This window comes from Streptomyces hundungensis (assembly GCF_003627815.1).
GTDB classification, from domain to species: Bacteria; Actinomycetota; Actinomycetes; order Streptomycetales; family Streptomycetaceae; genus Streptomyces; species Streptomyces hundungensis_A.
The window spans coordinates 2,390,084-2,401,572 of record NZ_CP032698.1 but is presented as its reverse complement, the minus strand read 5'-3'; the positions used below and the strand labels follow the sequence as shown (position 1 = coordinate 2,401,572).

Below are 11,489 nucleotides of genomic sequence, written 5' to 3'. Positions count from 1 at the left end.
GCACGGCCGCGTCGCGAGGCGGTACGGTGGGGCGAGAAGGATGCGGCTACGCGGTCCGAGGAGGGAGCCACCGATGATTCTGCTCCGTCGCCTGCTGGGTGACGTGCTGCGTCGGCAGCGCCAGCGCCAGGGCCGTACTCTGCGCGAAGTCTCCTCGTCCGCCCGAGTCTCACTCGGCTATCTCTCCGAGGTGGAGCGGGGGCAGAAGGAGGCATCCTCCGAGCTGCTCTCCGCGATCTGCGACGCGCTTGACGTACGGATGTCCGAGCTCATGCGGGAAGTGAGCGACGAGCTGGCACTGGCCGAGCTCGCTGCGTCTGCGGCAGCGAGCGACCCGGTGCGTGCGCCGGTACGTCCGATGCTCAATTCGATCTCCGTGACGTCGGTGACCGGTGTCCCGACGGAGCGAGTGACGATCAAGGCGCCCGCCGAAGCGGTGGACGTCGTCGCCGCCTGACACTCGGGCGCGCACCCAGGCTTGTACTGAGCCCCGGCCGGTCACCAGATGACCGGCCGGGGCTCAGCCCTTTTCCGCCGCGCCCGATTCGGGGCTTCTGTGGCAGGGTGGTAGGAGATCGCGCATACGTCCGCATTCGTCGCACGGGTGTTCCTTCGTGGGTGACGTCGCGGGCGTTCCGTCCGAGTGGAGGAACCGCATGTCCTACATCAAGAGCCCGCTGTCCGACGCCGACCTCAAGGTGGTCGGCGACGCTCTCCAGGGCGCGCTCGTCGATCTCGTGGACCTCTCCCTGGTCGCCAAGCAGGTGCACTGGAACGTGGTCGGCCCGCGCTTCAGGTCCGTACACCTCCAGCTCGACGACGTCGTCGACACCGCGCGGCTCCATTCGGACACGGTGGCCGAGCGGGCCTCCGCCGTGGGCGTCAGCCCGGACGGGCGCGCCGCCACCGTGGCGAAGACCAGCGCGATCGGCTCGGTCCCGGACGGCTGGATCAAGGACACCGACGCGGTGAAGGTCCTCGTGGACGCACTCGGAGCGGTCGTCGCCCGGATGCGGGAACGCATCGAGGCCACCGCGGAACCGGACCCCATCAGCCAGGACATCATCATCGGACTCACCGCCGACCTCGAAAAGCACGCCTGGATGTTCCAGGCCGAGACGGTCTGAGCCCGCGATGTACGCGCCCCCGTCGCGCCGCGCGCGAATACCCCGTGAACGGGCCGGGTCGTACGCGATGACGCGCGCGGGGCTTGGAGCGCGCCGGGGCCGTTCCCGGTGCGCCCTCCCGGCGGGTTTTCCGGCGGTCTAGCGTGGTCGGCCCGAGGAGGCGGCCATGACGGTGGCGGTGCGTTGGGTGCCCGCGCTGCTGGTAGCGGCGCTGTGGTGGTGGGCCGTGCTGCGCCTGGTGCTGGTCCCCGGCCATACGGGACTGGTCGAGGGGGCCGTGGTCGCGGGCGGCTGGGGGCTGAGCCTGCTGCCGGTGCACGTGGCGTCCGTGTCGAGCGCGCCGCCAGGGACCGGCCGCGCTACCAGGGCATCGAGACGCCGCCGTTCGGACGGAGGATCTGGCCCGTCATGAACTCCGAGGAGTCCGCGGCGAGATACAGCACCGCCTGGGCGACGTCCTCGGGCCTGCCGAGACGGCCGAGCGGGGAGAGCCGCAGCATCATCGACTCGATCCGCCCCTGTTCCTCGGCCGCGTGCTGAGCGGTCATGGGGGTGCGGACCCAGCCGGGGGCCACGGCGTTGACCCGGATGCCGTGCGGCCCCAGCTCGCAGGCGAGCGTCCTGGTGAGCTGGACGACCGCGACCTTCGAGACGCTGTAGCAGAACAGGCCCGGCCGTCCGGCGTCCACGGCGCCCGAGGCCATGGTGACGAGCGAGCCCCGTATGCCACGGGCGATCATCGAGCGGGCCGCTTCCTGGCAGGCGTGGAGCACGCCCCTGAAGTTGACCGCCAGGACCCGGTCGAGGTCGGCGTCCTCGGTGTCCAGGACCGAGCTGGTGTGCATCACGCCCGCGATCGCGGCCAGGATGTGCACCGGCCCGGCGGCTTCCAGCGCCGCCTTCACCTGCGCGCGGTCCGAGACGTCGAGCCGGTGCAGCTGCGCGCTGCCGCCCGCCTTGGCGATCAGCGCCCCGGTTTCGCCCAGGCCCGCCTCGTCGCGGTCCGCGCAGTGCACCGTGGCACCGGCCTCCGCGAGCAGCAGGGCACTGGCCCGGCCGATCCCGCCGGCCGCGCCCGTGACGAAGGCCGTGCGCTCACCGAGGTCGTACGCCGTGAGGGGCATACCGGGACGGTACGACCGGATCTGACGGGTCGTCAATAACTGGTGGGGGACCGGTGGGGGGATGCGTGCGGGCTCTTGCGTGCGGGCTCATGCGTGCGGGCTCATGCGTGCGGGCTCATGCGTGCCGGCTCACAGAGCGGGCGCCGGCTGGCACGTGGGGCACCAGTACGTCGGCCGCTCACGGCCCGAGGGGTCGCGCTGCGCGGCGGTACGGATGGTGGTGCGGCAGCGCGGACACGGCCGGCCGGCCCGGCCGTAGATGTACGCCTGACGGACCGGGCGGTCCTTGTTGGCTTCCAGGAGCCGCTTCGCGGTGGCCACCAGGCGCTCGGGGCGGGGCAGTCACCGATCGCCAGCCAGGGGACGACCCGGACGGCGAAGCAGATCTCCGACTTGAACACATTGCCGACCCCGGCGAGGTTGCGCTGGTCGAGCAGGGCTTCGCCGATGGGGCGCGCGGGGTCCTGGAGGAGATTGCGCAGGGCGACCTCCGCGTCCCAGTCGGGGCCCAGCAGATCGGGGCCCAGATGGCCGACCACCTTCGACTCGTCCTGCGTACGGACCAGTTCGAGCACGGGCAGCCGATACCCGACGGCCGTGTGTGTGGCGTTGCCCAGGATCGCCCGGATCTGGTGGGAGGGGCCCCCGTTCCAGCGCTGCCCGGGCTCGAAGATCCGCCAGGACCCGTCCATCCGCAGATGGGAGTGGAGAGTGAGGCCGCCCTCGATACGGGTCAGGAGGTGCTTTCCGCGCGGGGTCACCTCAAGCACCGACGACCCGGTCAGGTCGGCCGTGGCGAACCGCGGCACCCGCAGATCGGACCGGGTGAGGACCTGACCGGCCAGCGCCGTGTGCAGCCGCCGCGCGGCCTGATAGACGGTGTCACCTTCGGGCATGAGCCAATTCTGCCGGGGGTGGCGGCGGATTGCCGCCGGGTGGGGTGGGGTGGGGCGGGCTGAGGGGCGGTTTGGCTGGGCGGCGGGGCTGGGCCTGCCGGAGGGGCGAGGCTGTGGTGCGGTTTGGGTGGGCGGCGGGGCGGGGCTATTGCGGTTTGGCGGGGCGGCAAGGCGGGGCTGCGCTGCGGTCCGGCCGGGCGGTGCGGCTGGGCCAGCCGGAGGGTGCCGTGGTGCGGTTTGGCTGGGCGCGCTGATCGGGGTGCGGGCCGGGGTGGCCCGGACTGGGTGGGTCGGGTGTCACCGGCCGGGGCCCGGCCCTCGGAAGCCCGGGCGAGCCCGCGGGGGCGCGTCAGGGTCTCAGGCGCAGCCCCCTGGGGGTGGGGACGAAGCCCGCTGTCTCCAGGGCGCGGGCGAGCGGCGAGGTCAGGGCGGGGTCGCCGTTGGCGCGCTCCACGGTGATCGTGCCGAGCCGACCGGCCCGCGCCGCTCCGGCGAGGGCCCCCGAGGCGGCCGTCAGCGCAGGATCGTCGGGCTCGGCGGCCCAGGCGAGCAGGGACTTGCCGCCGCGCTCCAGATACAGCACGAGCTCGCCGTCGACCAGCACGACCACGGAGCCCGCCTTGCGGCCCGGCTTGTGCCCCGCGCCATTGGGCGGCTCCGGCCAGGGCAGCGCCGCGCCATAGGCGTTCGCGGGGTCGGCGGCCGCCAGGACGATCGCCTGCGGGGCGCTGTTCGCGTCGGCCCCCCGGTCCCGGGCGGTGGCGGCCGCCCGCAGCCGGTCCACGGCGCCGTCCATCGCGAACTGGGCCGCGCCCAGCCCCTCGACGACATAGCCGCGCCGGGCCTGCCCGCTGTCCTCGAAGGCGGCGAGGATCCGGTACGTCGCCGAGAAGCCGCCCTCGACGCCCTCGGCCTGCACCGCACCCCGGGTGACCACGCCGTGCCGATCCAGGAGCGTACGGGCCAGGGCGTGGGCGCGATGGGTGGGATCGGGCTCGGGGGCGGGCAGCAGGGACCAGCGGCCCGAGACGGTCGGCGGGCCGGTGCGCGAGACCGGGCGGGCCGCGCCCGTCAGGGTGCCGTACCGGCCCCGGGGCACGGGCCGCTTGGCGCGGTGTGCGGTGGACCCCGCGGTACGGCCCGACCCGAGCAGGGCGCGCAACGGCGCCAGGGTGTCGTTGGTGAGCCGCCCCGACCACGCCAAATCCCATACGGCGTCGGCGAGTTGGGCGTCGTTGGCCTCCGGGTGGGTGGTGGCCCGGACCTGATCGGCGAGCTGACGGAAGAACAGGCCGTAGCCGGGGGCCAGCGCCGTGAGCACCGACTCGTGGAGCGCGGTCAGTTCCAGCGGATGGGGCGGCGGCAACAGGAGCGGCGCCGCGTCGGCGACATACAGGGAGACCCACCCGTCCTTGCCGGCCAGCGCTCCCGCCCCTGCCCAGACGACCTCGCCGGTCGTGGTCAGCTCGTCCAGGAACGCCGGACCGTAGTCCGACACCCGGGACGGCAAGACCAGCCTCTCCAGGGCGGAGGCGGGCACGGCGGCACCTTGCAACTGCTCCACCGCGCGGGCCAGTCCGTCGATGCCGCGCAGCCTGTTGGCCCCCAGGTGCTGCCACTGGGGCAGGAAGGTGGCGAGCGCGGCCGGCGGCACCGGCTCCAGTTCCTGGCGCAGCGCGGCGAGCGAACGCCGCCGCAACCTGCGCAGGATCGTCGCGTCGCACCACTCCTGGCCGATGCCCGCCGGATGGAACTCGCCCTGGACGACCCGGCCCGAGGCCGCGAGGCGCTGAAGCGCCCCGTCCGTGACCGAGGCGCCGAGCCCGAACCGGGCCGCGGCGGTCGCCGAGGTGAACGGGCCGTGCGTGCGCGCGAACCGGGACAGCAGGTCGCTGAGCGGGTCCTTCACCGGCTCGGTGAAGGCCTCGGGCACACCGACCGGCAGGGCTGTGCCGAGCGCGTCGCGCAGTCGTCCCGCGTCCTCGATCGCCGCCCAGTGGTCCGCTCCGGCGATGCGGACCCGGATGGCGCGGCGCGCCCCCTCCAGCTCCGCGGCCCAGCCCGGCTCGGCGCCGCGCCGCGCCAACTCGGCCTCGGTGAGCGGCCCCAGGACCCGCAGCAGGTCCGCTACGCCCTCGACGTCCTTGATGCGGCGGTCCTCGGTGAGCCACTGGAGCTCCTGCTCCAGCTCGCTCAGTACCTCCGCGTCGAGCAGTTCGCGCAGCTCGGCCTGGCCGAGCAACTCCGCCAGCAGACGCGAGTCGAGGGAGAGGGCCGCGGCCCGCCGCTCGGCGAGCGGCGAGTCTCCCTCGTAGAGGAACTGCGCGACATAGCCGAACAGCAGAGAGCGGGCGAAGGGGGACGGCTCCGCCGTGGTGACCTCCACCAGACGCACCCTGCGCGCCTCCAGGTCGCCCATCAGCTCCGTGAGGCCCGGGACGTCGAACACGTCCTGGAGACACTCGCGGACGGCTTCGAGGACGATCGGGAACGACCCGAACTCGCTGGCCACCTGGAGCAGTTGGGCCGCCCGCTGGCGCTGCTGCCACAGCGGGGTGCGCTTGCCCGGGGAGCGCCGGGGCAGCAGCAGGGCGCGCGCCGCGCACTCGCGAAAACGCGAGGCGAACAGCGCGGAACTGCCCACCTGATCGGTGACGATCTGCTCGATCTCCCCCTTGTCGAAGACCGCGTCGGCGGCCCCCACCGGGGCCTGCTCACTGTCGAACGCCGCATCGAGGGCGGCCGGGTCCTGGTCCAGCAGATCCAGACCCATCAGGTCCGCGTCGGGCAGCCGCAGCACGATGCCGTCGTCGGCATGCATGACCTGCGCGTCCATGCCGTACCGCTCGGCCAGGCGGGCGCCGAGCGCCAGCGCCCACGGGGCGTGCACCTGAGCGCCGAAGGGGGAGTGGATGACCACCCGCCAGTCGCCGAGCTCGTCCCGGAACCGCTCGACCAGGATCGTGCGGTCGTCCGGCAGATGACCGCAGGCCTGGCGCTGCTCGTCGAGATAGGCGATCACATTGTCCGCCGCCCAGGCATCGAGGCCCGCGTTCCGCAGACGCGACCGGGCGTCGTCGGGGGAGAGCGCGCCGACCTCGCGCAGGAACGCGCCGAGCGCACGGCCCAGTTCGAGCGGGCGGCCCAGCTGGTCGCCCTTCCAGAACGGCAGCCGGCCGGGCACCCCGGGCGCGGGCGAGACGAGGACCCGGTCGCGGGTGATGTCCTCGATCCGCCACGACGTGGTGCCCAGAGTGAAGACATCACCCACGCGCGACTCGTACACCATCTCTTCGTCGAGCTCACCGACCCGGCCGCCGCCCTTCTTCGGGTCGGCCCCCGCCAGGAAGACGCCGAACAGGCCCCGGTCGGGGATGGTGCCGCCCGAGGTGACGGCGAGCCGCTGGGCGCCGGGGCGGCCGGTGACGGTGCCCGCGATCCGGTCCCACACCACGCGCGGGCGCAGCTCCGCGAAGGCATCGGAGGGATAGCGGCCCGCCAGCATGTCCAAAACCGCGGTGAACGCCGACTCCGGAAGGGCTGCGAACGGCGCGGCCCGCCGCACCAGCGCCATGAGGTCGTCGACCTGCCAGGTGTCGAGCGCGGTCATCGCGACCAGCTGCTGAGCCAGCACGTCCAGCGGATTGGACGGGATGCGCAGCGCTTCGATCGCCCCCGTGCGCATCCGCTCGGTGACCACCGCCGACTGGACCAGGTCACCGCGGTACTTGGGGAAGACCACCCCGGTGGAGACCGCGCCCACCTGATGCCCCGCGCGGCCCACGCGCTGAAGCCCCGAGGCGACGGACGGCGGCGACTCGACCTGGACCACCAGATCCACCGCACCCATGTCGATGCCCAGCTCAAGACTGGAGGTGGCCACCACCGCGGGGAGCCGGCCCGCCTTCAGGTCCTCCTCCACGATCGCCCGCTGCTCCTTGGACACCGAACCGTGGTGCGCCTTGGCGAGCAGCGCGGGGGCGCCCGCGGCCGCCCCCGAACCGCCCATCAGATCCGCCGGCGCGTGCGTCTCGGGCAGCGGCTCACCCATGGCGCGCTCGTACGCGATCTCATTGAGCCGGTTGCACAACCGCTCGGCCAGGCGCCGGGAGTTGGCGAACACGATCGTCGAACGGTGTGCCTGCACCAGATCGACGATGCGCTCCTCGACATGCGGCCAGATCGACGGCTTCTCGGCGCCCTCCTTCGCGTCGGCCGCGGGCGAGCCGGCCAGCTCGCCCATGTCCTCCACCGGCACGACCACCGACAGGTCGAACTCCTTGGTGGACGGCGGCTGAACGATCTCGACCTTGCGCTGCGGGGAGAGATAACGCGCCACCTCGTCCACCGGACGCACCGTCGCCGACAGGCCGATCCTGCGGGCCGGCCTCGGCAGCAGCTCGTCCAACCGCTCGAGGGACAGCGCCAGATGGGCGCCCCGCTTGGTGCCGGCGACCGCGTGCACCTCGTCCAGGATCACCGTCTCGACGCCCGCGAGCGCCTCACGCGCGGCGGAGGTGAGCATCAGGAACAGCGACTCGGGCGTCGTGATCAAAATGTCCGGCGGGCGCGTGGTCAACGCCCGGCGCTCGGCGGGCGGAGTGTCACCGGAACGGATACCGACCCGGACCTCCGGCTCGGGCAGCCCGAGCCGCACCGACTCCTGACGGATCCCGGTCAGCGGAGAGCGCAGATTGCGCTCCACATCGACCGCGAGGGCCTTGAGCGGCGACACGTACAGCACCCGGCAACGCTTCTTCGCCTCGGCGGGCGGCGGGGTGGCGGCCAGCCGGTCGAGCGCGGCGAGGAAGGCGGCGAGTGTCTTGCCCGAGCCGGTCGGGGCGACGACCAGCACGTCGGAGCCCTCCGCGATCGCCCGCCAGGCGCCCTCCTGCGCCGCGGTGGGCGCGGTGAAAGCCCCCGTGAACCAGCCGCGCGTCGCGGGCGAGAAGGAATCCAGCGCTGTCCGTGCCATGGTCCCCATCGTGCACCCACCCACTGACAATGGCCCGGAGCTGCGAGAATGGGAGCGTGGAAGGGATCGGGGAATGGGCGCGGCACTGGCAGTATCCCGAGCTGCCCGGCCTCGACCTGCTCCGCGCCCGATACGTCAGCCACTCCTTCCCGCGCCACGCCCATGAGGGGTTCGTGCTCGGCGCGGTACGCACCGGAATAGAGGACGTGGTCATGTCCGGCGGGACCATCCGGGCGCGCCCCGGCACCGTCGTCATGATCAACCCCGAGGTGCCGCACGCCGCCCACGCCGGAACCCCCGAGGGCTGGACGTACGCGACGCTCTACCCCTCGGCGCACCTGGTCGCCGACATCGCGGCCGACACCACCACCCTGCGCGGCACCGCCGGATTCGCCGAGAGCATCGTCGAGGACCCCGACACCGCCCTGCTCATCCAGGACGTCCACCGCGCGGCCGAACAGGGCAACGCGCTCGCCGCCGACACCGTGTTCCGCGTCGCCGTCTCCCGCCTGCTGCGCCGGCACGGCCACGCCCTGCCCGAACGCACCGTGCGGTCGGCGGGGGCGCGCGCCGCGGCCTCCGCACGCCTCCTCCTGACGCAACGACTGAACGAGCCGCCGTCCCTGGAACAACTGGCCAAGGAGCTGGACACCAGCCCGTTCGCGCTGCTGCGCGCCTTCAAGGCGGAGTACGGGCTGCCACCGCACGCGTGGCTCACCGGCGAACGGGTCCGCCGGGCCTGCCGCCTCCTGGACGGCGGAACACCACCCGCCGAAGCCGCCGTCGCGGTCGGGTTCAGCGACCAGCCGCACCTCAACCGCCACTTCACCCGCATCGTCGGCGTCACCCCCGGCGCCTACCGCCGCGAGCGCGCCGGAACATAACCGCCGAGACGGCGGGCGGGCCCGCGGCACCCGCGCGCGCAAGAACGTACAAGAACCGGGGCGCGCCCCTCTTCTACCGTGCACCACGTGGCAACGGAACAGACAGCACCCCCAGACATACCCACCGAGGTCACCCAGGCCGAGGACAGGCCCGACGCGGCCGTCGTCCGCGACGCCCTGGGCGTCGGCGTCGCCGTGGGACTCTCCGGCTTCGCCTTCGGAGTGACCTCCGCCGGATCGGGACTCGGCCTCCTCCAGACGTGCGCGCTCAGCCTGCTCGTCTTCACCGGCGCGTCCCAGTTCGCGCTCGTCGGCGCGCTCGCCGCCGGCGGAAACCCCTTCACCGCGGCGGCCGGCGCCTTCTTCCTCGGCGTACGCAACGCCTTCTACGGACTGCGCCTGTCCCAACTCCTCGCGCTGCCAAAGGCGGTGCGCCCCTTCGCCGCCCAGTGGGTCATCGACGAGACGACCGCCGTCACCCTGGCCCAGCCCACCCGCCGGGCCGCGCGGATCGGCTTCACCGTCACCGGCCTCACCCTGTACGTGCTGTGGAACCTGACCACCCTCGCCGGTGCGCTCGGAGCGCGCGCCCTGGGCGACACCGACGCCTGGGGACTCGACGCCGCGAGCCCCGCCGTCTTCCTCGCCCTCCTCGCGCCCATGCTCACCAGCGCCACCGAGCGCATCACGGCCGCCCTCGCCGTCCTCCTCGTCCTCGGGCTGCTCCCGGTGCTGCCCGCCGGCGCACCCGTCCTGGTCGCGGCGCTGGCCGCGCCCGCCGTCCTCTTCCTGAAGGGACGCGACAGGCACCCGGCGGTCGAGGGCGATGTGCCGCGGACGGCCCGCGCCCACGACATCACCGATCCGGGGCGATCGGACACCACCGGGAACTCCCCGAAGGGACAAGCACGTTGAACGTCTGGATCGCCATCGCGGCCACCGCCCTCGGCTGCTACCTCGTCAAACTCCTGGGCCTGCTCGTCCCCGCCGGCGCCCTGGAACGGCCCCTCGTCAAGCGGCTCTCAGCGCTGCTGCCGGTGGCCCTGCTGGCCGCGCTCACCGCGCAGCAGACCTTCAGCACCGGCCACCAGGTCCTGCTCGACGCCCGGGGCGCCGGGCTCGCGGCGGCGGCCCTCGCCCTGGCTGTCCGCGCCCCGTTCCTGGTGATCGTCGGGGCGGCCGTACTCGTCACGGCCGGCGTACGGGCCCTGGGCGGCTGAGGGGCGCCCGCCGGCGCGCCGACGTCACCCGATGGCGCGGCCGTAGGCGCGCAACGTGCGCAACGCCTCGATCGTCACCATCGGACGGCACTCCAGGGCCGTGCCGGGCGCCCACGCCCGCCAACGGATCGGCCAGCCGCCGTCCTCGCGCTGCTCCGCCTCCAAATGGTCCAGGGAGCGCCCCATCTCCTCGTCGGTGAACCAGCGCCGCGCCGCCGACTCGGGAGCGGGCGCGTAGTCGTGCGGGAAGTGGTGCTCACCCGGGGCGTACCCCTCGGCGACCGGATAGTCGTCGAGCCGCTCCGGATCGAGCACCGCGAGCCCCTGCTCCCTGACCAGCCGGCCCAGCCGGTCCGCCGCCGCCTGCGCGCGCGCACGGTCCGGGACGCCGTTCAGGAAGGCGACGGCGGCCTGCACCTCGTACGGATGCGACGTCTCCAGCGCGTCCACCGCCGCCCAGCAGAAGTCGGTGGCCCGGAACAGCCACGCGTGCCACACCTGGTTGCGGTGGAGCAGCCCCACCACGGGACCGGTGGTCAACAGGGCGCTGGGCGGATCGTCCACGACGGGGACGAACGGCGCCGCCGGATAGCCGCGCTGCGAGGGGTGCAGCGCGGGCAGCGCGCCGTCCTTGGTGGAGACCTCCGTCAGATAGCGGCACACTCGCTCCACGCGCTGCCCGCCGAGCCGCCCCACCGAGTCCAGGACCCGCAGCGCGTGCGCGGTGTGCAGGGGCTGGCTGACGGGGCCGCGCAGATCGGGTTCGAGGGCGTGACCATAGCCTCCGTCGTCGCCTTCGTAGGCGTAGAGCGCCGCCTCGACGGCGTCGGCGCCCCGGCCGAGGAAGTGGTAGGCGAACCGGCGCTGTTCGAGCACCCTGGCCGTGAGCCAGATGAAGTGCTCGGCGCGCGCCAGCGGGGAGTCGGGGGAGTGCGGGGATGCTCCTGAACCAGCCATGTTTCAGACGGTAGGGCCCACAGAGCCGCGCACAAGCCCGACGGACGGGGCTGCACTCTCAGGGGCGGGATACTGGAGTCATGCGGTTGACGATTTTCTGGGAGCGGATGGCCGACCACTTCGGCGCCGCCTATGCGGACTCCTTCGCGCGCGACCACGTGATGACGGAACTGGGTGGACGCACCGTGCATCAGGCTCTCGACGCCGGCTGGGAGGCCAAGGACGTCTGGCGGGCGGTCTGCGCGGCCATGGACGTGCCCGCCGACCGGCGGTGACCGCTCCGGTCCTTTGACCGCAGGACGGGAG

At 73.4% G+C, this 11,489-nt stretch carries 10 protein-coding genes and 1 pseudogene; 7 read left to right on the top strand and 4 right to left on the bottom strand.

Annotated elements, in window-relative coordinates; genetic code table 11:
• The first annotated feature begins 73 nt into the window (after positions 1-73).
• From DWB77_RS10700 to DWB77_RS38855, 3 genes are all read left to right on the top strand, one after another.
• Positions 74-457 (top strand): helix-turn-helix domain-containing protein, encoded by a 384-nt coding sequence (locus DWB77_RS10700; RefSeq protein WP_120721030.1) that lies wholly within the window; start codon positions 74-76, stop codon positions 455-457.
• A 199-nt stretch (positions 458-656) separates the two neighbouring features.
• A complete protein-coding gene (locus DWB77_RS10695; protein WP_120721029.1) occupies positions 657-1,127 on the top strand; it encodes a Dps family protein in 471 nt (156 codons plus the stop codon).
• 172 nt (positions 1,128-1,299) lie between these two features.
• Positions 1,300-1,539 (top strand): hypothetical protein, encoded by a 240-nt coding sequence (locus tag DWB77_RS38855; protein ID WP_120727644.1) that lies wholly within the window; start codon positions 1,300-1,302, stop codon positions 1,537-1,539.
• On the opposite strand, the gene DWB77_RS10685 is transcribed toward DWB77_RS38855, so the two are convergent.
• The 3 genes and pseudogenes from DWB77_RS10685 to DWB77_RS10675 all read right to left on the bottom strand — a co-directional run bounded on the left by DWB77_RS10685 (position 1,487) and on the right by DWB77_RS10675 (position 8,122).
• A complete protein-coding gene (locus DWB77_RS10685; protein ID WP_120721028.1) occupies positions 1,487-2,251 on the bottom strand; it encodes an SDR family NAD(P)-dependent oxidoreductase in 765 nt (254 codons plus the stop codon). The two genes, DWB77_RS38855 and DWB77_RS10685, sit on opposite strands and share 53 nt — an antisense overlap.
• Positions 2,252-2,380: 129 nt before the next feature.
• Positions 2,381-3,147 (bottom strand): annotated as a pseudogene (locus DWB77_RS10680) (Fpg/Nei family DNA glycosylase).
• A 349-nt stretch (positions 3,148-3,496) separates the two neighbouring features.
• On the bottom strand, positions 3,497-8,122 hold the full coding sequence (locus tag DWB77_RS10675) for an ATP-dependent helicase (RefSeq protein ID WP_120721027.1): 4,626 nt from the start codon (positions 8,120-8,122) through the stop codon (positions 3,497-3,499).
• A gap of 56 nt (positions 8,123-8,178) precedes the next feature.
• Here DWB77_RS10675 and DWB77_RS10670 point away from each other — a divergent pair, with 56 nt between their 5' ends.
• From DWB77_RS10670 to DWB77_RS10660, 3 genes are all read left to right on the top strand, one after another.
• Complete coding sequence (locus tag DWB77_RS10670) at positions 8,179-9,006, top strand: AraC family transcriptional regulator (protein WP_428985115.1); 828 nt, start codon at positions 8,179-8,181, stop codon at positions 9,004-9,006.
• A gap of 87 nt (positions 9,007-9,093) precedes the next feature.
• Positions 9,094-9,921, top strand: a complete 828-nt coding sequence (locus DWB77_RS10665) for an AzlC family ABC transporter permease (protein ID WP_120727642.1) — start codon at positions 9,094-9,096, stop codon at positions 9,919-9,921.
• The gene (locus tag DWB77_RS10660) at positions 9,918-10,226 is read left to right on the top strand and encodes an AzlD domain-containing protein (RefSeq protein WP_120721025.1); all 309 of its coding nucleotides are present in this window, start codon (positions 9,918-9,920) and stop codon (positions 10,224-10,226) included. The genes DWB77_RS10665 and DWB77_RS10660 overlap by 4 nt, the downstream gene beginning before the upstream one ends.
• Before the next feature lie 24 nt (positions 10,227-10,250).
• Here the strand turns inward: DWB77_RS10660 and DWB77_RS10655 are convergent, their stop codons facing one another.
• A complete protein-coding gene (locus DWB77_RS10655; RefSeq protein WP_120721024.1) occupies positions 10,251-11,183 on the bottom strand; it encodes a hypothetical protein in 933 nt (310 codons plus the stop codon).
• An 80-nt stretch (positions 11,184-11,263) separates the two neighbouring features.
• Here DWB77_RS10655 and DWB77_RS10650 point away from each other — a divergent pair, with 80 nt between their 5' ends.
• Entirely contained in the window at positions 11,264-11,458 is a 195-nt protein-coding gene (locus DWB77_RS10650; RefSeq protein WP_120721023.1) for a DUF3046 domain-containing protein, read from the top strand.
• The last annotated feature ends 31 nt before the right edge of the window (positions 11,459-11,489 follow it).